Origin of the sequence: Gillisia hiemivivida, from assembly GCF_007997295.1 — a bacterium.
GTDB lineage: Bacteria > Bacteroidota > Bacteroidia > Flavobacteriales > Flavobacteriaceae > Gillisia > Gillisia hiemivivida.
Window position 1 is genome coordinate 1 of record NZ_VORY01000012.1, and the last position, 23,771, is coordinate 23,771.

Consider the following 23,771-nt stretch of genomic DNA (forward strand, 5'->3'; position numbering starts at 1 on the left):
TGCTAACTGCTAACTGCTAACTGCTAACTGCTAACTGCTAACTGCTAACTGCTAACTGCTAACTGCTAACTGCTAACTGCTAACTGCTAACTGCTAACTGCTAACTGCTAACTGCTAACTGCTAACTCTTCACTCCATATTGGTCATTGCTATTTTAAGTCGTACTTTTGTTCCGATTAAAAAAAACCATTAAAAAACTTATTTATGAGTACATATGATGTAGTAATAATTGGATCTGGTCCCGGAGGATACGTGGCTGCCATACGTTGCGCACAACTAGGAATGAAAACTGCGATTATCGAAAAATATTCCACTTTAGGGGGGACTTGTTTAAACGTAGGATGTATTCCTAGCAAGGCTTTATTAGATTCTTCACACCATTATGAAGATGCTGTGAAGCATTTTGAAGAGCATGGAATTGAGATCACAGGTGAAGTTAAGGTGAATTTAGAGCAGATGATGAAGAGAAAATCTTCTGTAGTTTCTCAGACTTGTGATGGAGTGAAATTTTTAATGGATAAGAATAAGGTAGATGTTTTTGAAGGAGTGGGGTCTTTTAAAGATGCTACTCATATTATTGTAGATAAAACTGAAGGCGGACAAGAAACTTTAGAAGCCAAGCATACCATTATTGCGACAGGATCTAAACCAGCTAATTTGCCATTTATCAATTTAGATAAGGAACGTGTTATTACATCTACTGAGGCATTAAAACTGAAGGAGATCCCAAAACATATGATCGTTATTGGGGGTGGAGTTATAGGTTTAGAACTTGGTCAAGTATATAGCAGATTAGGATCTGAAGTTACTTTTATAGAATATATGGATAGAATAATCCCAAGTATGGATTCCGCTTTGTCTAAAGAGCTTACCAAAGTATTTAAGAAGCAAGGGATGAAATTTAATGTAAGCCACAAAGTAAAATCTGTAGAGCGCAATGGCCATGAGATCGTTGTGAAAGCAGATGATAAGAAAGGAAATGAAGTTGAATTCAAAGGAGATTACTGTTTAGTTTCTGTGGGACGTAGGCCATTTACAGATGGATTGAATGCGGAAGCTGCGGGAGTTGAAATGGGAGATCGCGGAATGATTGCCGTGAACGATCATTTACAGACCAATGTGAAGAATATTTATGCAATTGGAGATGTAGTGCGTGGAGCCATGTTAGCCCACAAAGCGGAAGAAGAAGGAACTATGGTTGCTGAATTGATCGCTGGTCAAAAACCACATATCGATTATAATTTAATTCCTGGTGTTGTTTACACTTGGCCAGAAGTTTCTGCAGTTGGTAAAACTGAAGAAGAATTAAAAGAAGCTGGTGTAGATTATAAAGAAGGGAAATTTCCAATGAGAGCTTTAGGTAGATCTCGTGCAAGTGGAGATACAGATGGATTTGTGAAGATATTAACCGATGCTAAGACCGATGAGGTTTTAGGAGTACATATGATAGGTGCTCGTGTAGCCGATCTTATAACTGAAGCGGTTACAGCAATGGAGTTTAGAGCTTCTGCTGAAGATATAGCAAGAATGAGTCATGCGCATCCAACATATGCGGAAGCAGTGAAAGAAGCGGCGCTAGCAGCTACAGGAGATAGAGCTTTGCATGTTTAAAGGCTAAGTTCATTTAAATATTAAAAACCCTAATGATCTTTGGATTATTAGGGTTTTTTGGTTTACGTTTTTGTCACATTGAGCTTGAAAAAATAAACCAAAACGTCATCCTGAATTTATTTCAGGATCTTCCACGAGTGAAGATTAAATTAAGTTAGAAGCTGAAACAAGTTCAGCTTGTCGATAGAAGTGTCGAATGAATTAGTCTTCGACAAGTCCAGACTAACATCTGGATGAAAATAGAAGGCTTAGGAAATTAGTGATACAACCTAACAAAACTTTTGTTACTTTTATTCTATTATTCATAATAACAAGAAATCATGGCTAAAGAAAAATCCCCTTCAAAAAATTCAGCAAAGAAAGAACCTGTGTTGAGTTTAAAAGAAAAGCGTGCTGCTAAAGCTGCAAAGAAGAAAACCAGAAATTAAAACATAGCATTAGGCTATCTCTATAGTATAGCTAGCACAAAAACTTTGAGTAGGCATTAATTTATTAATGCCTACTTTATTTTTTAGATCCTGATCGGTATCTGCAAAATCTGCAATTCCCAGCCAAGGTTCTATACAAACATACGGGGCATTGGGTTTAGCCCAAATCCCTAGATTCTCAAAATCTGAATATTCCACCGATAAGATCTTTCCTGAATGTTCGCTACGAAGACTGACTTTTTTCGAAGCAATTTCTTTAAAAATTAGGGCATCATTATCGAAAAGGTCTTTTCTTAAATTAATCCTATTTTCATCTTTTAATACAGATTCAGATTTGTTGGAGATCAAACCATCTGCAGTCAAAAAATGGGTTTCAAGGTCTAAGTTTTGGTCGAATTCCAGATAATAATCTTCATAAGTTTCTCCGGGAAATAGAGGTGCGTTAAATGCGGGATGCCCTCCAATGGAAAAATAGATTTCTTTTGTATCCAGATTAAAGATTTCATGTTTTACTTCCAAAGATTTTCCCTTCAGTAAAAAACTGATTTCCAATTCAAATTTAAAGGGATAACTTTTTAAGGTGTTTTCAGAAAACTTAAGGCTAAAAGTGAGCTCATCCTTTTCTTCACGTTTAAGAATTACAGCATTATTATTTCGAAAAAAACCATGTTTTGGTAAGTGATATTCTTTTCCTTCAAAAAAGTAGGTGTCGTCTTTAAGCGCCCCAATTATAGGAAATAGAATAGGAGCATGGCTTGCCCAAAAAGCAGGATCTCCTTGCCAAATGTATTCCTTGCCATTAAGTTTATTTACTATGCTGCAAAGTTCAGCACCAATAGATTTTACATTCACGCTTAATAATTCATTTTCCAATCTATGTATTGCTACATTTTTCATAAAAACAGATCATTAAAAAGTTAAATTCTTATTTTTTATGACGTCTATTAGCGCCCTTATCTCCTCTGGTTTGAGGTTTCTTATACTTTTTAGCGATCTCTCTTCTATAAGATCCTCCAAGATTTTCCTTACTGTTTTTCTCACTCTTATCATGAAAAGCAGGACCCGGTGCATCTTCATCACCTCTTTTATTTGGGTTGTTGATCTCGAAGATTTTAGGTTGCTCTTCTGGAATAAGAACAGTTGATATCTCTATATTTTCCGGCAGCTCATATTGAGGCACCTGCATATTCATAAGGTTCTCGATCTTCTCTAAATTGTCTTGTTCCTTTTCTGTAGATAAAAGAAAAGAAATTCCTTCTTTTTCTGCACGCCCGGTTCTACCAATTCGGTGCATATAATTTTCTGGATATTCTGGAGTATCAAAGTTGATTACGTGAGAAACATTTTCTATATCCAGTCCACGTGCCATTACATCTGTTGCAACAAGAACTCTACAAAAACCTTCGCCGAATTGTTTGATGCTTCGCAATCTATAATTCTGGGTTTTGTTGGAGTGGATTACAGTACATTCCTCTGGAAACTCTTCTGCCAAACTTTGAAATAACCTGTCTGCCAAACGTTTGTAGGCAACAAAAATAAGTACCTTGGTATAAGTTTCTTTGTCCTTCAAAAGATCTTTTAAGAAATTCACCTTGGTATGAAAGTTCGCTATTTTATAACCACGTTGCTCTATATTATCTAGTGGAGTTCCACTAATTGCAACCGAAATTTTAATAGGTTGCTTAAAGCTAATGTCAATAATTTCTTCAACCGCTTCAGTCATGGTTGCAGAGAACATAATATTCTGTCTGTTCTGCGGAAGCAATTCAATAATATTATTTATTTGAAATCTAAACCCAAGATCCAACATTACATCTACTTCATCTATCACTAATTTCTGAATAGATTTCATTTGTACTGCTCGGCGTAAGATAAGATCGTATAATCTACCAGGAGTAGCAACAATAATATCTAAACCTTGTAACAGATCTGAATGTTGAGTGTTGATGTTGGTTCCCCCATAAATACCCGTAACACGCGTGTTCATGTAGGCGGTTAACTTTTCTATCTCCTCTCTTACCTGTACCACCAATTCTCTGGTTGGCACTAAAATTAAAACCCTCGGATTTTTTTGTTCAGAATACTTTAGCATTCTAAGAATAGGCAACATATATGCAAATGTTTTACCAGTTCCCGTTTGTGCGATCCCAACTACATCTTTCCCAGACATTATAGAAGAAAATGCTTGTTCTTGGATAGGTGTAGGCGTATCGAATTTTAAATCTTCTAACGCATTTAATAATGGGGTATTTAAATTAAGATCCTGAAAAGTCAACTTGAGTTTGTTTTAATTAGCTGCAAAGATACCTTTTGCAGCTAAGGAATAAGATAAAAAAGCTATGGAAATACTCTTAACGGATAATAAACAGTTTTTTAACGCACTTCATTTTTAAACTATCCCTTTAATTTAGGTATTTTTGATAATCTTATAACTCACTTATGAAAAAGATCTTGGCCTTTGCAGGCTCTAATAGCAGTACATCTATAAATCATGAATTTATTACACATATCGCCAATAGAATAAATGGACATGATATAAAGATAATTCGATTAATGGAGTATGATATCCCGATGTTCAGTGTAGACAAAGAAAGTGCCAATGGCTTTCCTCTGGATATTCAGGTTATAAAGAATCTGATTTCTGAACATGATGCCTTGATGATCTCTGTAAATGAGCATAATGGAGCTGTTTCAGCATTTTTTAAGAATATTCTGGATTGGCTTTCCCGTTTGGATAAAAACTTCCTAGCAGATAAAAAAATTCTCTTGGTAAGTACTTCTCCCGGAGCTCGTGGTGCAGCTTCCTCATTGGAATATACTAAAGGGATCCTTTCAAGATTCGGAGGTCAAGTAATTGAGAGCTTTAGTTTTCCTTCTTTCAACGATAATTTTGACAACGATTCTGTTCAAAATGAAGTGTTGAATATGGGGATTGAAGATGTCTTGACTACCTTTGCGCATGAAATTGAAGACTAAGTGCGTACTACAACCGAATTTATATTAGAAGATTCATCATCATTCAAACAGAAGCTTTTTCAATGGAGTTCCCAATTCCACGAAATAGCTTGGTTAGACAGTAATAATTATCCGCAAACTGCCTCCAACTTTGAAGCAGTACTTGCTGTGGAGGCTTTTACCGCTTTAAAAACTGATCATCATGGTGCTTTTGAACAATTAAAAGAATATCAAGAGATCACCAAAGATTGGATCTTTGGATACCTCTCCTACGATCTCAAAAATGATCTGGAGAATTTAAGCTCGAAAAACTTCGATGGTTTGGAATTTCCTGATCTCTATTTTTTTCAGCCCCAAAAATTAATTTTGGTGGGGAAGGATAAAGTTGAATTCCGATACCTTAAAATGGTTGATGATGAGATGGTTTCAGATTATGAAGAAATACTTCAGTTAAAACTGGATTCAAACGGTATCACTTCTGAAGAAGAAAAAGAAGCTTCGCCTATCCAACCAAGAATTTCAAAAGATGAATATATCAAAAAAGTTTCAGAAATGCTGGAACATATTCATCGCGGCAATATTTATGAAGCTAATTTTTGTCAGGAATATTTTGCTAAGAATCGAGCTATAGATCCTGCAAAGGTCTTTCAGAATCTAAATGAAATTTCTTCCCCGCCATTTGCTTCATTTTTAAAACTTGAAGATTACTATTTGCTTTCGGCATCTCCGGAACGATATATAAAAAAGCAGGGGAACAAAGTGATCTCCCAACCCATAAAGGGAACTGCCCGAAGAGCTGAAAATGAAGAGGAGGATAACAAGATTATTGAAATGTTGTCTAAAGATCCAAAAGAACTTTCAGAAAACGTAATGATCGTAGATCTGGTTCGCAATGATATTTCCAGAGTAGCCAAAAAAGGAAGTGTACAAGTAGATGAACTTTGTAAAGTGTATTCCTTTAAACAGGTGCATCAGCTAATTTCCACTATTTCAGCAGAATTAGAATTGGGTTGCACTCCTGTAGAAGTTCTTCAGGCTACTTTTCCTATGGGAAGCATGACAGGAGCTCCAAAAATTTCAGCAATGAAAATTATAGAGGACCTAGAAGAAAGTAAACGCGGACTTTATAGTGGGGCCGTGGGCTATTTTACTCCAGAAGGCGATTTTGACTTTAATGTGGTAATTAGAAGTATCCTTTACAATGCAAGCTCAAAATATGTGTCTTTTTCTGTAGGAGGTGCAATTACTTCTAGATCTATTCCAGAGCAGGAATACGAGGAATGTCAGTTAAAGGCAAAGGCAATGCTGCAAGCTCTTGGGTCTTAAAAACCTGCTTAGCTAGTATCTTCTCAAAAGTTCTCTTTTTGCCAAGTCTTAAAACAGGCTTATTTCTTATCTTTGATTTCTATGGAAAAAGCTTTTAAAAATCTCCTGAAATCTGAATTCCCGTTTTTATGTCAAAGCAAACTTTTGCTGGCAGTAAGTGGGGGAGTAGACAGCGTGGTTTTGGCTCATCTTTGCAAACTGGCAAAATTGAACTTTTCCATTGCCCATTGCAATTTCAATCTTCGTGATGCTGAAAGTGATGCCGATGAAGAATTTGTTCTGGATCTGGCTGAAAGATTAGAGGTAGAGGTGTTTATTGAGAATTTTGATACCATGGCTTATGCTGAAGATAATAAGATCTCTATACAAATGGCAGCCAGAGAACTAAGATATCACTGGTTTGAGGAACTAAGAACCTCATTAAAATTTGACTATATTTTAACGGCTCACCATGCTAATGACAATCTGGAAACCTTTATTATTAATCTTGTTCGGGGAAGTGGCTTAGAAGGTTTTACGGGGATAAAAGCAGTTAACAACAGCGTGATCCGTCCAATTTTACCTTTTTCACGAAAGGAAATAGAAGCTTATGCTGAAGAGCATAAAATAAAATGGAGGGAAGATAGTAGCAATGCATCTAATAAATATCTTAGGAACAAGATAAGACATGATATTGTTCCTGTGCTGGAAGAATTGAATCCGCAGTTATTAGATGGTTTTGCCAATACGCAGTCTCATTTGAATGATAGTTTAAATCTTGTTGAGGATTATATAGGTTTGATCTATCCTGAAGTAGTTTCGAAGACGATGTATGGGTATAATCTCAATATAAATTTTCTTAAGAAACTGCCCAATACCAAAGCAGTAATGTATCAATTGCTGAAGACCTTCGGTTTTACTGAATGGGAAGATGTTTACCAGTTATTAGATGCACAACCTGGGAAGCTAGTTTATTCTGAGTCCCATAGATTGATAAAGGATAGAGATGTTTTGATCCTTACTGAAAAAGAATCTGAACAGAAAAAAGTGGAATATCTAATAAAAGAAGGTGAAGATATTGTAATGCTACCCATTGGAAGATTCTCACTTTCTGAAGTTGAAGAAATTTCTAAAACTGCCCCCAATTGTGTTTACTTAAATAAAGAAAAACTCACTTTTCCGCTGGTCTTAAGAAAATGGAACACCGGCGATATTTTCTTTCCTTTTGGAATGAAAGGAAAGAAAAAGATAAGCGACTTTTTTAACGACAATAAATTATCTTTACCCGAGAAGGAAAGTACTTGGTTGCTTTGCTCTGGAAAAGATATTGTTTGGATTGTAAATAGAAGAGCAGACAACAGGTTTGCCATTACCGATCCATCTCAAAAAATATTAAAAATCACCTTCACTGTATGAAATATTTCTGGTCACTACTTCTAATTTTAGCCGTTTCCCTTTCTTCTTTCTCCCAAGTATTTACCTCTGCAGATGAAGAGTCTCAATTTGAAGAGCCTATTTCTTGGGATTCTCATTTGGAAAAAGAAAATGATAGTATTTATAAAATCAGTTTTACCGCTAAATTAGAAAAGGGCTGGCATTTGTATGCACAGGATATTGAAGAAGGAGGGCCAATTCCAACAAATTTCACATTCACTAATCCTGGGGTAGCCTTTGAATTGGTTGGAGAAACTTCAGAACCAAATGTACCAACCATTTTTGATGCGGTATTTGGCATGGAGATCAAGTATTTTGAAGATGAAGCAACATTCTTTCAAACTATTAAAGTACTGGACAAAGATGCAGTGATAGAAGTAGAGGTTGAATTTATGGTGTGTAACGATAGCAAATGTTTACCTCCAGATGTAGTGCCATTTCAATTCTCTGTCGCAGATAATTCTGTAAATAAAGGCTATGCTAACGAAGAGATCACCCCTTTAGATATTCAAAAAACTAAGGATCTTACATTAGATCTACAAGGATGGGATGCGTATAAACCTGAAGTAGAAGATAAGGATGGATTTTTAAACATTTTTCTTTTAGGATTCTTAGGAGGTTTGATCGCTTTACTTACTCCTTGCGTATTTCCTATGATCCCTTTAACAGTTTCTTTTTTTACAAAAGGAGCTAAAACCAGAAAGCAAGGATTAATGAATGCCATTTTGTATGGTCTCTTTATCTTTTTGATCTATTTATTACTCAGCTTACCCTTCCATTTATTGGATAGTCTTGCGCCGGAGATCTTAAATAATATATCCACCAATGTTACACTGAATATTGTATTCTTTGTGATCTTTATAATATTCGCTTTTTCATTTTTTGGGTATTACGAAATAACATTACCAACTAGCTGGAGTAGTAAGATGGACGATAAAGCGTCCAGTATAGGCGGAGTTGTCGGGATCTTTTTTATGGCTTTAACGCTTGCTTTGGTGTCCTTCTCTTGTACAGGGCCAATCCTGGGTTCCTTGTTGGGAGGATCTTTAAGTAGTGATGGAGGAGCAACTCAATTATCCTTTGGAATGGGTGGTTTCGGTCTTGCGTTGGCATTACCATTTGCCTTGTTTGCATTATTCCCAAATTGGCTAAATTCTTTACCTAAAAGTGGAGGTTGGTTAAATACGGTAAAAGTAGTTTTAGGGTTTCTGGAATTAGGTTTAGCCTTCAAATTCTTATCTAATGCAGATCTCGTTGAACACTGGGGTATCTTAAAAAGGGAGATCTTTATTGGGATCTGGATCTTAGTAGCAATAGGATTAATGCTTTATTTATTTGGTATAATAAGATTCCCGCATGACGGGCCTAAGAAGAAGTTAACTAAAACAAGATTTGGTTTTGGAGCACTAACTTTCATATTTGTGCTATATCTATTCCCGGGCTTAAGCAACTCATCCTTTGCAAACCTTAAGTTACTAAGCGGTTTTCCACCACCGTTGTTCTATAGTATCTACGAAAAGGATACTCAGGGTCCATTAGGTCTAAAAGCTTATAAGAGTTGGGAAAAAGGCTTAGAAATTGCCAAACAGGAGAATAAACCTATAATGATAGATTTTACAGGATGGGCTTGTGTAAACTGCAGAAAAATGGAAGAACAGGTATGGAGCGATCCTGCGGTTTATGAAGTTTTAAAGAATAACTATGTGCTAATTTCTTTGTATGTAGATGATAGGGAAGATCTGCCTCAACAGGAGCAATTCAGTTATGTTAGAGCTAACGGAAGTATAAAAAAGATAAAGACAATAGGTGATAAATGGGCGACATTCCAAACCGTGAACTTTCAAAATAATTCACAGCCGTTCTATGTGCTTTTGGATACAGATCTAAATCTATTAAATTCTCCTATTGGCTACACTCCTAATGAAAAGGAATATTTAGCCTGGCTAAATCAAGGTGTCCAAAAAGTTGAAACAGAGTAATATTTAGATTCTTTTGGTTCGGAGTTATTCCCCAATTGAGGGTTCATTTTCTCTTACTGGGAGCTATCGGGATGCATCGAATTTGCAAAAGTAATTTTCCATTCAATGCTCGTAGGCTTGTCCCGAGGTTTTTATTCTCTATATTTAGGTTTTAAAATCTGAAACTATGAATTGAGCAATTGCTTTTTTTGGTTTATAACCAAAATATTATTGGCGAATCGCTTATGTCTTATTAATAACAAAATAATATAACCAGATGAAATTAACCCTTTCCCCGCTTATTTTTATAATAAGCCTTTTTCTATCCCTTTCCGTTTATTCTCAAACTGAAGAAGATTACAAAGTAGCCGATCATTACACAAAACAAGAAGTAGAGATTAAGATGCGTGATGGTATTAAGCTGCATACCACTATTTATTCCCCAAAGGACACATCTAAAAAGTATCCTATTATAATGCAACGTACTCCATATAGCTCTCAACCTTATGGGGAAGATCAATTCAGATCTAAAATTGGGCCTAACGAATTCCTTATGAAAGAAGGGAACATCATTGTATATCAGGATGTTCGCGGAAGATGGATGAGCGAAGGAGTTTATGATAATATGCGTGCTTATATTCCGAAGAAAAAAGGAAAAGAAGTAGATGAAGCCAGTGACACTTATGAAACTATAGATTGGCTTGTTAAAAACGTAAAAAACAATACTGGGAAAGTAGGAACTTGGGGAATTTCATATCCTGGATATTATGCTTTGTACTCACTTTTAGATGCACATCCAGCATTAAAAGCGGTTTCACCACAAGCCGGAATTGGAGATTTTTTCTTTGATGATTTTCATCATAACGGGGCTTATTTATTGAGCTACTGGCGAGCAACAGCTGTTTTTGGATATGAAAAATCAACCCCTTCAGATACTGCCTGGTATAAATTTCCAGAGTTGAAATCTAAAGATCAATATCAGTTCTTTTTAGATAATGGTCCGCTTACCAATTTAGATAAATACTATAAGGAAGATAATGTTTTCTGGACTCAATTAAAGGATCACTCTAGTTATGATGAGTTCTGGAAATCCAGAGGATTAATTCAGCATTTAAAAGATATCAAACCAGCGGTAATGATAGTGGGTGGATTATTTGATGCTGAAGATTTATATGGTCCTTTTGAATCTTATAAAAATATTGAAGCAAATAGTAATAACTATAATACTATGGTGTTTGGACCGTGGAGCCATGGAGATTGGGCCAGACAAACTGAAAGACAGGCAATTGGAAATGTATATTTTGGAGATAATATTTCTGAAAATTTCCAGAAGAATATTGAAACTAAATTCTTTAATCACTTTCTTAAAGGATCTGGCACCAAAGATTCTGGTTTACCCGAAGCTTATGTGTATGATACTGGAAACATGCAATGGGATAGTTTTGAAGTATGGCCTCCAAAACAAACGACTACCAAAAAGTTGTATTTAGGTGCAGATGAAACGCTAACAGAATCTGCTTCAGAAACTGAAGTATCTTTTGTGAGCGATCTTAAAAAGCCAGTTCCATATTCTGAAGATATTAAAATGGTGTTCACACCAAGAAAATATATGACAGATGATCAGCGGTTTGCTGCTAGAAGACCAGATGTTTTGGTATTTGAAACTCCAATTCTAGAAGAAGATATGAGTTTAGTTGGAGCAATTCAGGCCCATTTAAATGTTGCCACAACAGGAACAGATGCAGACTGGGTAGTAAAAGTGATTGACGTGTATCCCGAAGATGCTGAAGATACAGAAGAAACTCAGGCCTATCTTAAAATGAGCAACTATCATATGATGGTGCGTAGTGAAGTTATGAGAGGAAGATTCAGAAATAGTTTTGAAAATCCGGAGCCTTTTGAAGCAGATAAAAAGACGGAAGTTTCTTTTATGTTACAAGATGTGAATCACACGTTCAAAAAGGGACATAAGCTTCAAATACAAATTCAAAGCACATGGTTTCCTTTAATAGATCTAAACCCTCAAACTTTTGTTCCAAATATTTTTAAAGCAAAAGCTGAAGATTTTAAAAAGCAAACACATACTGTTTTCGGAGATTCTTATGTTGAATTTATGGTATTGAAAGAATAGAAATCAAGGATTTTTCCATTATAAAATAAATTACAAATCACTTTAATTTTGATTGAATGAAATTTAGAATAAAAAGTATATTACTTCTCTTGTCTATATTAGTAATGGTTTCTTGTAAAGAAGATGCTTCAGATAAAGATATAACCGACTCTGAAATTGAAAAGAGTTCAGCTGAATTAAATGCATATTTCGATGCCGAATTCGAAAAAGATGTAGCAGATTCTCCTATGATGCAAACCATGTTAGGTAGAAAAACCGATTATGGTAAATGGGATGATTTTTCTTCTCAAAAATATACAGATGATTTAGAGAAAGCTAAAAAGCGTCTAGAATATCTCGAGAAAAATGTAGATCAGGTTAGTTTAGATAAAAGCACGCAATTGAGCTATAGACTTGCTAAGCAGGGATTGAAAGAAGAAATTGCAGATTATGACTACCGTTTTTATAATTACCCTATAAATCAAATGCACGGATATCATTCTGAAATCCCAGCTTTCTTAATCAATATGCACCGTATAGATTCTTTGGCAGATGCTGAAGCATATATAGAAAGGTTGAATGGTATACCCAAAGTGATGGAGCAAATTGTTGAAGGATTAAAAGTGAGAGAACAAAATGGGATCGTACCTCCAAAATTTGTTTTTGAAAAAGTGATTGAGGATTCTCGAAATGTAATTGAGGGAAAGCCTTTTACAAACTCTAAGGAAGTAAGTACTTTATTGGAAGATTTTAAAAGCAAGTTGAAAAACCTTGAACTAACAGAGAAAGAACAATTAACTCTTATTAATAAGGCAGAAAATGCTCTGAATACTTCTGTAAGAAAAGGCTACGAAAATTTAATTGCAAAACTAGAAGATCAACAACAACGTGCTACAACAGATCATGGAGCATGGAAGTTTCCTAAGGGAGAAGATTATTATAACAATCGGCTTAAAAGGATCACTACCACTAGCCTAACGGCAAACGAGATCCATGAGATTGGTTTAAGTGAGGTTAGCAGAATCCATGGAGAGATGGAAGAGATCATGAAAGCTACCGGATTTAAAGGTTCTCTACAAGATTTCTTTGAATTTATGCGAACAGATAAGCAATTTTACTATCCAAATACTGCCGAAGGCAAAAAACGCTATTTGGCAGAAGCTACAAGCTTAATAAATAATATGAAGGGTGAATTAAATGAGCTTTTCATAACAAAACCTAAGGCAGACATTGTAGTAAAAGCGGTGGAGGCATTCAGGGAGAAGAGTGCAGGGAAGGCATTTTATCAGCAGCCAGCTATAGACGGTTCCAGACCTGGAACGTATTATGCAAACTTGTATGATATGAGTGCAATGCCAACTTATCAAATGGAAGCTTTGGCTTTTCATGAAGGAATTCCAGGGCACCATATGCAAATAGCCATAGCCCAGGAATTAGATAGCATCCCAATGTTCAGGAAATTTTCATCTTATACAGCATATACAGAAGGTTGGGGATTATATAGTGAATTGATTCCCAAAGAAATTGGCTTTTATAAAGATCCATATTCAGATTTTGGAAGATTGGCCATGGAACTATGGAGATCATGTAGATTGGTAGTAGATACTGGGATTCATGCTAAAAAGTGGACCAGAGAAGAAGGTATTGCTTATTATAAAGAGAATACACCAAATGCAGAAAGCGATTGTGTGAAAATGGTGGAAAGACATATTGTAATGCCAGGACAGGCTACTGCCTATAAGATCGGGATGAATAAGATCGTAGAGCTTAGAGAAGAAGCCAAGGTTCAATTAGGTGAAGATTTCGACATTAGGGAATTTCACGATGTAGTACTGACTAATGGTGCAGTACCATTGAATGTTTTAGAAGAAATGGTGCAAGAATGGGTGAAATCTAAGAAGGCATAATTTTGCCTTAAAGTTAATGAGATTCATATAAGTTAACTTTCATCTTATAAAATATAAGCCACTAATTCACGAATTAAATTTAATTAATTCGTGAATTAGTGGCTTTTTTGATATATCTATTAAATCTTTCAAATCACTTTTCTAAATCTAGTAGCCAAAGTGCAGCATCAGGAAACGATTTTGCCCAGAGTTTTTCATTATGCTCCCCATCCGGAATAGAATCGATATTTATTTGTGTGTCTGAAGCTAGCTTAGAAGAAAGCAATTTTTTCATTTTAAACATGAGTGGCAGCATCGTTTCACTTTCATTTTCTCCAGCTCTAAAATAGAATTGTAAATCCTCAATGTCTTCAGATTCTATACTTTCAACATAACTGAAAACATCTTCAGAATACCAAAAACTAGGGGAGAAGACTATTGCTTTACTAAATACATCTGGATGTCTTAAAGTAGCGTAATAGGAGAAAAGGCCACCCAAAGAGCTTCCTCCAATAAAAGTGTTTTCAGTAGTTGTTGAAGTATTATATAGGGAATCCACTTTTGGTTTTAAGGTTTCTGTAATAAACCGCAAATAAGCATCAGCATGACCTCCCTTATATTCTGGGTGCGGGAAAGGTGTTAATTCATCAATACGCTTATCATTGCCGTGCTCTATGCCTATAACAATAAGATCTAAACCTAAACTGTCTAAAGTTTCATCTACTCTCCATTCGCCAACAAAAGAAGTGGAGATATCGAATAAATTCTGAGCATCTTGAAGGTACAACACAGGATATTTTTTAGTTTGGGAGGTATAGGATTTTGGTAAATAAACCCATATCTTTTTTAGAGTATCCAGCTGTGGTGGCTCTATTAAAAAAGTAGAGACATTTTTTGATGCTGAGGATTGGGCCTGAGTTGGAACCTCAACTAATAAAAGAATAACAAGAAAAATGTATCCTAAGTAAAATTGTTTATTCATCTTCAGCAGCCTCATTTAATTGGAATGTAAAAGATTCAGCTAAACTAGTAAGTCTTTCAATATCTACAGAATTTGTAATGGCTTTCTTGGCGTCGGATAACAGGAGTGTGGCTTCGTCCTTTATAAAGTCATAGTAATCCTCATTATAGGTTTCCTGATGAAGTAAATAATGCAACATCACCAATAGCTTCTGATTTAGTATAACATCATGCTTACAATACGTTCTAAGTGCCACCATAACTTGATAAAGAAGATCCTTAAAATCTATTGTTTTAACCTTTATATAAGGAATTTCATCTCTTCTAATTATATTGATATCTTTTTTTTGCATTCTTAGGGCAAATAATTCTGTAAGATAATCTATGGCATTTATTGCGGTTCCAGGATCGTTGATTCCTGGAGACATTGCTTTTAAAATAATTTCAGTTAATTGTTTGAAACCTAGAATATAATTGTCTTCTACCAATTCTTCTCTAGCATAACTTATATTATTTAAAACTTGTTCCACTTGCTCTTTTTTGAGCTCAATTTTGGATCTAAATAACGGAATCCCATTCAAGATAAAGTTGCCCTTAAAGGGTATAAAATGAATTTGAGTGTTATTTTCTATACTGAAATCAATCATATTTGTATAAGAGATATTCTGTAAATAACCACTTTTTTCTGACTCGTATTCATACCAGTCCTCACTATCCGGGAAAGGAGCCAAATGTGTGCCTTCCTTTTCAATCACTTCGTCCAATCTATTTTTAGATTTTGTGTAAATCATCTTTAATATATTGCTTATTTGAATGGACTGAGAAATATTGTGAATAAAAAAGATGAAGGCATAGATACAAATTACGGTACCTATAACCCCCACTAGCACAGAAAATCCGGGAATTTGATATTTATTTCCAGTAGGTTGGATTGAAAATAGAATAAAGATGTTGTAAAGGATTGTAGATAGGTAGGTTCCTAAAATAATTTGGTGTTTTTTATCTGATATTAGTCCGGGCAATAATCTTGGGGAGAAGTTACTGGAGGCTTGACTTAATAAGAGCATCACCATGGAAAAGCTAAAAACTATAACCGAAATAAGCCCTGAAATAAATGCAGATAGCATTGTCAAGGCTGTACTTCCATTGTTCACTACTAAAACTGGAGCTGCTTTCAATAGGTATTTGGAAATTCCTAAACTCTCTAAATACATTAATAAAAAGGCGAAAAGGATACCGAATAAAGCTAGTACTGTAGGGTAAAAAGCAATTTTGCTTTCCATTATATTGAAAAAGGAAAGGCTACGATAATATAGTTTTTTCATAAGCTAGTTTTCAAAATTTAAAAATAGCATTTTAAGAATTAGACTCTTACATACTTCACATTAATTTAAACTTTACATATAGCATAATGGCAAAAAGCCTGTTAATTCGCTGATATTTAATTCGGTTTGAAAAATGGAAAACGAATTTAATTTCATATTTAATTTCATATTTAATTTTTGAATTATTGTATATCCGCGATTAGTAACAAAGCGAGGTTGGTCTCTTAGAACCTAAGCACCGAATAATTCAGTATCTCGTTTTGTTATTGAATAGAAACAACTTTATGATGAGACCTTGAATCAAATTACCATTGGCGTATTTTTCGTAACCCCAAATAAGAGACCCTGAAACTAGTTACCATTGACGTAATTCCGAGAATCTGGAATACACTCCCTCTGGTCGGTAAACATCTGTTTAATTTTTAAGATTGTTCATTTTTTTGCGTGTCCAAAAAAACGAACCAAAAAAAGGACACTTTTTTGTAGGTGTTTCTAATTATGCTGCCGCATAATTAGAACCGTACTTCCACGGCTAAATTTTCTCCAAGGCTTCGAAAATTTTACGCCGTGGAACTACTACACTTGCAAAAAAGAATTTCTTAAGAAGATAAACCTACTAGGAACCATAATATGTCAAAACCTACGCTAGATGAATTTTTTTATCACGGGTCTCAGCGTGACGTTAAAAACATGATACTTTGTGGGATATCATATTTGAAATTAATTAAATGAAATGATGATCAAAGGCTACTATCTTTTTTGCTCATTTATTTAAATTCAATCGGAATTAGAAAGCTTCAATGTTGGAATTATAGGAGTCAAAAATTCTGCGCAGAACATTTAGAAAACTGGTGAGGGCAGGAAATGGTAAGATTTTATATCTAGATTATATCAATTACCCCTTCGAAGCCTGTTTATCTATCCAGTAAGATCCACCTATTCCCTGCACTTTGAATGGTGTACAGTTGGTTAGCGCCAATCGTTGTAATTGTTGAATTTGTTTTAACATCATACAAATTATCTGCATTAGAAAAGATCAGATTTTTAGTGCCTATCCCATCCCACCCCATCAATCTTATAATTCTTCCTTTGTTAATGTTTGCAGGGGGAATTAGTAACTGATTGACATCGTTGTTTATTCTCAAAGTGCCAACTTCATCTGTAATAACATAGTCCCCTATAGTACTTGTTGTGGAAATATAATTTTCAAAATGCGGATATGTCCAATTTAAGTTCCCTGTATTGTCCAAAGCTAAAATTTGAAGATTACTTCCTCTTGTAGCCGGGAAAATATACTCGTCCTGTGGAGTCATTCCAATTCCGACTTTTCCCACAAAGTAACCCGCAAAAACTTTTGCAGTACTGCTTCCTATTGCAACACTATATAAGCCATAAATGGTTCCAAGACTTGTCTCATTCCCTATAATGGAATAGATCCCAAAATTGCTGCTTTTAGCACCCAAAGTCATTCCCACCCTGTTGAAGATCCCATAAATATCATTGGTTCCTGTATTTTGATAAGTTTCATTAAAAAAGCCATAATGAATCCCATTCCCAACTCCACCTACGTTGTTTTTGAACCCATATTTGTTTCCATTCGTTGCACTACGATTGTCGCTAATTATTCCATAGGTTGTAAGATTATCTACAGTTGGATTATTATTATCTACCTCCAGTCCTTTCTTAATTGCTGCATCTGCGGAAGAGTTTAAGGCTATTTGTAATTTTGAAGTAATATCTTGGGTTCCAATTCCAACATTTCCATTTCTAAAAAGTGGATCAGTAATGTTATTAGGACTTGCTGTTGTAGCTGGTTTATAGAAATTTTCTGAAGCATTTCCAGATAAAGCTTCCCATTTTAGCAAATCATTATTCCAAAAGTAAAACCCACTTTTTGGAATGGGTAATGTAGAATTTAAAAAGACTAGCATACCATGCTGGTCTTTAGTGGGAGAATCTGTTGGGAATTTATATATCCTTGGAATCAATATTCCGTCAATTCCCAGTGGAGAATCAGGGGAATTTGAAACGATATCTAATTGAGCTTTGGGAGAAGAAGTATTTATACCGACTTGGCAAACAGCAAAAAAAGGCATAAACAATAGAAAAAAGACATAATATTTCATCTGTATCACAATTAACCGCCAGAATAAATAGGGTTAATCTGAAGAATGAATTTTAAAGATATTAAATTAAGTGATTGATATTTAGTATTTTACAAAAGAATTGATAAAAAAAATAAAGATTATCCCAAATGTCATTTTTAACTCAACGCTTTGGTTTTATCTTGTAGCATTTTAATTTCATCTCGAAGTCTAGCAGCGGTCATAAAGTCTAAGTCTTTAGCGGCCGTTTCCATTTCCTTTCGTTTGGTTCGTATACGTTTATCCAACTGAGGTTTGCTGAAATATTCTGTTTCTTTTTCGGCTGCTTTTAGAGTAGGAGCAGTTTCTATTACATAAGGATCTAGTTTATTTTTAACCAGAGAGCTTTCTATACTTTTTACCAATGCCGTTGGGGTAATATTATGTTTGGTATTATATGCAATTTGCTTTTCCCGTCTGTAGTTGGTCTGATCTATTGTTGTTTGCATACTATTAGTGATCTTATCTGCATACATGATAGCTCTTCCTTCTAAATGCCTTGCAGCACGTCCAATAGTTTGAGTCAATGATCTATTACTTCTTAAAAAACCTTCCTTATCTGCATCCAATATAGCTACCAAAGAAACTTCTGGTAGATCCAAACCTTCTCTTAACAAGTTTACACCAATAAGTACGTCGAAGATCCCTTTTCTTAGATCCTGCATGATCTCTACACGTTCTAAAGTATCTACATCAGAATGAATATATCTACATCTCACATTTATACGGGTAAGATATTTTGTAAGCTCTTCAGCCATTCTTTTGGTAAGGGTGGTAACCAAAACCCGTTGATCTTTTTCTGTTCTAATATGAATTTCTTCAATTAGATCGTCAATCTGATTGAGACTCGGACGAACCTCAATAATTGGATCCAACAGTCCTGTCGGTCTAATTACCTGTTCTATATAAACCCCTTCGGTTTTCTGTAATTCATAATCGGCAGGAGTAGCACTCACATAGATAACTTGATTTTGTAAAGCCTCATACTCTTCAAACTTAAGAGGTCGGTTATCCATTGCGGCGGGTAATCTAAATCCATAATCTACCAGATTCTCTTTTCTGGAACGGTCACCACCATACATAGCATGGACTTGCGGTATAGTAACGTGACTTTCATCTACTATCATTAAAAAGTCATCTGGGAAATAATCTAAAAGGCAGAAAGGCCTTGTGCCTGGTAGCCTTCCATCCAGATAACGGGAGTAATTCTCGATTCCTGAACAATAACCTAATTCCCGAATCATTTCAAGATCAAAATTCGTTCGTTCATCCAACCGCTTTGCTTCCAAATGTTTTCCAATATCTTGGAAATAATCGACTTGTTTAACAAGATCATCCTGAATCTCTCTTATAGCACCTTGAAGCACATCTGGAGAGGTAACAAACATATTTGCCGGATAGATATTCAATTTTTCGTATTTCTCCAAAACCTCATTGGTTTGTGGATCAAATGCTTCAATTTCCTCGATGTCATCTCCAAAAAAGTGAATTCTAAAAGCATTATCGGCATAACTAGGAAAGACATCTACAGTATCTCCCTTTATTCTGAAATTCCCACGATTAAAATCGGCTTCGGTCCTGGAATATAAACTTTGTACCAATCGATGAAGTAATTTAGTTCTGGAGATATGCATATCTTTTTCTATAGAAACAACATTCTTTTTGAACTCAACAGGATTTCCAATACCATAAAGACAGGAAACTGATGCTACAACTATAATATCCCGTCTTCCGCTCAATAGAGAAGAAGTAGTACTTAATCGAAGCTTTTCAAGTTCTTCGTTTATAGAGAGATCTTTTTCTATATAAGTTCCTGAGGATGGGATGAATGCTTCGGGTTGGTAATAATCGTAGTAACTAACAAAATATTCCACAGCATTATCCGGGAAGAATTGTTTGAATTCTGAATAAAGTTGTGCAGCCAAGGTTTTATTATGTGCCAAAATAAGGGTAGGCCGCTGAACTTCTTCAATGACATTAGCCACTGTAAAGGTTTTTCCAGAACCTGTAACCCCTAAAAGGGTTTGATATTGTTCATTTTTATCTAAACCAGAAACCAACTTTTCTATTGCTTGAGGTTGGTCTCCCGTAGGTTTGTAATCTGATTTTATTTCGAATTTCATGAATCTTTTTCTTAGCTTCACGATAATAAGCAAAAATCTTGCCTATTCAAATAGGTGTCATGCTCTTATCTTATAAGACTAAAATGGCCACTAAATTCTTGACCATTTCTCAGGGTAGCTTTAAACCAATAATCATCAGATGGTAAATCGTAACCATTGGAGGTTCCATCCCAACCAATTTCATTTCCACCTAACTGCTTAAGGAGTTTGCCATAGCGGTCAAATATAGAAATATAATCATTTCCTTCTGTTAGTTTGTTTATTCCCTTAATTAACCAGAGGTCATTAATGCCATCATTATTAGGCGTAAAAAAGTTATCGTAACCTAGCACTGCAATACTGGTAGAAATAATGGCACATTGCTTTTTATCGCGTATGTAAAGAGTTACAAAGCCCGATTCTACATTCTGAAAAATAGTGCTCGTTTGATAAGGGCCAGCTATAGTATTTAGGGAATACTCATAACCTTCAGAATTACCAAGATTTAAGCTTATCGTATTGCTGTTTGCATTAACCTGAGCTTGCGCAATATTAAAATCTTCTATTTGTGGTGGGGTATTCAGAATTAGATTTATTTCAGAAAGATTATAACATTCTTCATTATTTATTTCTTCAACTCTCGCGAAAATTTGTTGCCCGGGTGTTGTTATGTTATTTGGTAATGCATCCAATTTACTTCTAGCATCGCTAATGTTTTCAAAATAATTGATAGCAAAATCACTATTAGGGAGACCATTTAAAATTTCACTATTTAAGGATAATAACTGCACATTTTCTTCTCCATTAAAATCGAGATCACATAATTGCAAATCGTAGCTTGGAGTTATTATTGGACCATCATTTATAATTAGATCAAAGTCTACTATTTTATAACAACCTGTCAAATCGTTTACTACGCGAGCGTAAATGGTTTTTCTTGGTGTTGAACTAGTGTATAAACCGGTAATGGGATTGGAGTTATCTATTGCATCTGCCAAGTCTTCATGATAGCTTGTGCTTGTTTGATTTTGAGTAGTTATTTCCTGTTGAGTAGTATAAACATCAAAACTTTCTATACCGCTGGCATTACACTTTTCTAAATCTGAAGCAGAATTAACATCTGGACCCTCAGGAAAAGGGAATGATCCAACAGTTGAACTTCCTGTCCAGTTTAAATTAAAAGGACTCGAACCTTCTGGTCTATCAATTACAATAAAATAGGTTTCACCGGGCAAAACATTTAAGGACTTTACATAGCTATTTCCCAATTCACCAGGACCTTCACTGGTATCGACCTCATCTTCACGCATACCGGTATGATTATCCGTGAGGCCTGCAGCTCGAGGGTTTGTAGTAGAACAACGTATAGCAAAATCTAGATTTCCACAGGTTGCATTCGGACCAAATATAAAGAAATCATAATCCACGTTAATATCAGATCGGGTGGGAATTAAGTCGAAACCTAGAGTTCCACTTTTAGTGATTTCAATTTCTAACCAGATACTATTATTTTCTTGGCTGCTGCAAGAATTTAAACCACTTATTTCCTGGATCCCAACTCCATTGGCATTGGTGCTTAATGCTCCATCTCCACAAACTTTTATGGCACCACTACAATCATTTATGCTGGCTTGCGACCACAAATTGAATGTGCAGCACAAAATAAAAACGAAGTTTAAAATGCCTTTTCTCATAGCTCAATCAAAAAAAACCGAGTTAATTATTTATAAATCTCGTTTTCTTAGTAAGGCAAGCGATAAATAGACGAAGATAACTGTCCATACAATTACGATCAACAATTGATACCAATGCACGCCATAATCTTTATCTAATTCTTCTCCAATTTGACTAGCTGCTGTTTTAATAAAATTTAATCTAGAAAATGGCTCAATCACTATATTGCTCATTGCAGTAAGCGGAAAGAATTGCATAATGTTTTCTGGAATGTCACTATCTCTGAACAATCTGAAATTCAATACTCCATATAGAATATTTTCAAAGATCCACCAGATAAATAGAAAACCTAAAGCAAAAGCGGATCGTTTAATTAAAATTCCTATAAACATACAGAATGTAAAAAATCCAAGAAGCTTAATAAAATAGCCCACTATATATTCCATGTCTGAAAAAACTATGGACAATTCTGTGAAATCTGAAAATGAATATCCTAGAATAAGTGAAACAATCATTAGGAAAAAGGTTGAAATCACAGCAAACAAAAGAACAGTTATAAATTTTGATAAGACAAATTCTTTTTTGCTCAACCCATCAATAAGGTTCTGCTTCAAAGTTCTATGGCTGTATTCATTAGACATCATAGAAACTATTACTATTGCAAGAAAGAGCTTTAAAATTGCCGCTATATAACTATTGAAATGCCAGATAAAAGGAAAATTAAAGATCCCTTGATCAGCCAATCTAAAATGTATAGGCCCCAAATCAAATTCAATAGAAGCGATCAAAGCGATGAAAGTGATTAAAATAAAATAGGTGCTAATAAGGATCTTAGCCGATCTGCTATATTTTAATTTATGTAATTCTATATTTAATAATCGTAACATTTAAAGTGCAGTTTCGTTGGTTAATTGTAAAAATTGTTCTTCTAGGCTTTCCTTTCTCTTTACCAAATAGGAAAGTACCATACCTCTTTGATGAAGAAATGAGTTTAAATCATCAGCTCCCATAGGTTCTTCTAAAATGGCAGTCAATAAATCTTCGTTTAGCGTGATCTTTCCAATAGAAGGATGTTCTTCCAATAACTGCTGAAGCTTAACAAGGTCATTTGCTTTTAGCTCGAAAAAGCCGTGACTGGCATTCATCTCATCAACTCTTCCGCTATACAGTTTTATTCCTTTTCTAATGATCACTACGTGAGAACAAACTTTTTCTACTTCATCCAATAAATGAGATGCTAAGAGAATAGTGGTTCCCATAGATGCGATCTTCCTGATGATCTCTCTAATTTGATGGATCCCTTGAGGATCTAATCCATTGGTAGGTTCATCTAGAATTAATATCTCAGGATCATTCAATAGGGCAGAAGCGATGGCCAAGCGCTGTTTCATCCCTAAAGAAAAAGTTTTGAACTTACTATCCTTACGTTCCAGCAATCCAACTATCTCGAGTTTTTCATCGATCTTATTTTTGGATACCCCTTTGATCTTACATACCAATGCAAGATTTTGTGAGGCGGTCATATATGGATAAAAATTAGGATGTTCTATAATGGCTCCTACTTTCTTTAATGCTGTGTGGGTAGAATCAGATCCGTCAAACCAATGAAAATCTCCACTGGTCTTGTTTACTACATTTAGAACCATTCCTAAGGTTGTAGATTTACCACTCCCGTTTGGTCCTAAAATGCCATAAACATTCCCTTTCTTAATTGTAAAGGAGAGATTATTTACCGCAGTTAAACTTCCATATTTTTTGGTAAGCTGATTTATAGTAAGAATTGTTTCCAAATTATTATGAATTTTTTAATAGGACGTCGAAGTTAACGTTTTGTTACTTCAGAAGTGAAACAGATAATGTATTTTTGAAAAAATCCTAA

General features: G+C 35.0%; 16 protein-coding genes. 7 read left to right on the top strand and 9 right to left on the bottom strand.

Annotated features, from left to right (window positions below):
- Positions 1-204: 204 nt before the first annotated feature.
- Positions 205-1,611: a dihydrolipoyl dehydrogenase gene (lpdA, locus tag ES724_RS10615; RefSeq protein WP_146932819.1), complete on the top strand. Its 1,407-nt coding sequence runs from the start codon at positions 205-207 to the stop codon at positions 1,609-1,611.
- Between the two features lie 437 nt (positions 1,612-2,048).
- On the opposite strand, the gene ES724_RS10620 is transcribed toward lpdA, so the two are convergent.
- The gene (locus ES724_RS10620) at positions 2,049-2,936 is read right to left on the bottom strand and encodes an aldose 1-epimerase family protein (protein ID WP_146932821.1); all 888 of its coding nucleotides are present in this window, start codon (positions 2,934-2,936) and stop codon (positions 2,049-2,051) included.
- Between the two features lie 28 nt (positions 2,937-2,964).
- Positions 2,965-4,314, bottom strand: coding sequence for a DEAD/DEAH box helicase (locus ES724_RS10625; protein ID WP_146932823.1), 1,350 nt, complete (start codon positions 4,312-4,314; stop codon positions 2,965-2,967).
- A gap of 164 nt (positions 4,315-4,478) precedes the next feature.
- Between ES724_RS10625 and ES724_RS10630 the strand changes: the two genes are divergently transcribed.
- From ES724_RS10630 to ES724_RS10655, 6 genes are all read left to right on the top strand, one after another.
- Positions 4,479-5,015 carry an NADPH-dependent FMN reductase gene (locus ES724_RS10630; RefSeq protein ID WP_146932825.1) on the top strand — a complete coding sequence of 179 codons (537 nt, stop codon included), beginning with the start codon at positions 4,479-4,481 and terminating at the stop codon, positions 5,013-5,015.
- Positions 5,016-6,320, top strand: coding sequence for an aminodeoxychorismate synthase component I (gene pabB / locus ES724_RS10635; RefSeq protein WP_146932827.1), 1,305 nt, complete (start codon positions 5,016-5,018; stop codon positions 6,318-6,320).
- A gap of 81 nt (positions 6,321-6,401) precedes the next feature.
- Entirely contained in the window at positions 6,402-7,715 is a 1,314-nt protein-coding gene (gene tilS / locus ES724_RS10640; RefSeq protein WP_146932829.1) for a tRNA lysidine(34) synthetase TilS, read from the top strand.
- Positions 7,712-9,712: a protein-disulfide reductase DsbD family protein gene (locus ES724_RS10645; protein ID WP_146932831.1), complete on the top strand. Its 2,001-nt coding sequence runs from the start codon at positions 7,712-7,714 to the stop codon at positions 9,710-9,712. The genes tilS and ES724_RS10645 overlap by 4 nt, the downstream gene beginning before the upstream one ends.
- 256 nt (positions 9,713-9,968) lie before the next feature.
- Positions 9,969-11,822 carry a CocE/NonD family hydrolase gene (locus tag ES724_RS10650; protein ID WP_146932833.1) on the top strand — a complete coding sequence of 618 codons (1,854 nt, stop codon included), beginning with the start codon at positions 9,969-9,971 and terminating at the stop codon, positions 11,820-11,822.
- A gap of 56 nt (positions 11,823-11,878) precedes the next feature.
- A complete protein-coding gene (locus ES724_RS10655; RefSeq protein WP_146932835.1) occupies positions 11,879-13,708 on the top strand; it encodes a DUF885 domain-containing protein in 1,830 nt (609 codons plus the stop codon).
- A gap of 133 nt (positions 13,709-13,841) precedes the next feature.
- On the opposite strand, the gene ES724_RS10660 is transcribed toward ES724_RS10655, so the two are convergent.
- From ES724_RS10660 to ES724_RS10690, 7 genes are all read right to left on the bottom strand, one after another.
- On the bottom strand, positions 13,842-14,669 hold the full coding sequence (locus ES724_RS10660) for an alpha/beta hydrolase (RefSeq protein ID WP_146932837.1): 828 nt from the start codon (positions 14,667-14,669) through the stop codon (positions 13,842-13,844).
- Positions 14,662-15,972: a DUF2254 domain-containing protein gene (locus ES724_RS10665; RefSeq protein ID WP_146932839.1), complete on the bottom strand. Its 1,311-nt coding sequence runs from the start codon at positions 15,970-15,972 to the stop codon at positions 14,662-14,664. Before ES724_RS10665 ends, ES724_RS10660 begins: the two co-directional genes overlap by 8 nt.
- Positions 15,973-16,886: 914 nt before the next feature.
- On the bottom strand, positions 16,887-18,098 hold the full coding sequence (locus tag ES724_RS10670) for a hypothetical protein (RefSeq protein ID WP_146932841.1): 1,212 nt from the start codon (positions 18,096-18,098) through the stop codon (positions 16,887-16,889).
- Positions 18,099-18,235: 137 nt separating this feature from the next.
- Entirely contained in the window at positions 18,236-20,239 is a 2,004-nt protein-coding gene (gene uvrB / locus ES724_RS10675) for an excinuclease ABC subunit UvrB (RefSeq protein WP_146932843.1), read from the bottom strand.
- 65 nt (positions 20,240-20,304) lie between these two features.
- Entirely contained in the window at positions 20,305-21,912 is a 1,608-nt protein-coding gene (locus ES724_RS10680; protein ID WP_146932845.1) for a T9SS type B sorting domain-containing protein, read from the bottom strand.
- A gap of 30 nt (positions 21,913-21,942) precedes the next feature.
- The gene (locus ES724_RS10685) at positions 21,943-22,779 is read right to left on the bottom strand and encodes an ABC transporter permease (RefSeq protein ID WP_146932847.1); all 837 of its coding nucleotides are present in this window, start codon (positions 22,777-22,779) and stop codon (positions 21,943-21,945) included.
- On the bottom strand, positions 22,780-23,682 hold the full coding sequence (locus ES724_RS10690) for an ABC transporter ATP-binding protein (protein WP_146932849.1): 903 nt from the start codon (positions 23,680-23,682) through the stop codon (positions 22,780-22,782).
- Positions 23,683-23,771: the final 89 nt, after the last annotated feature.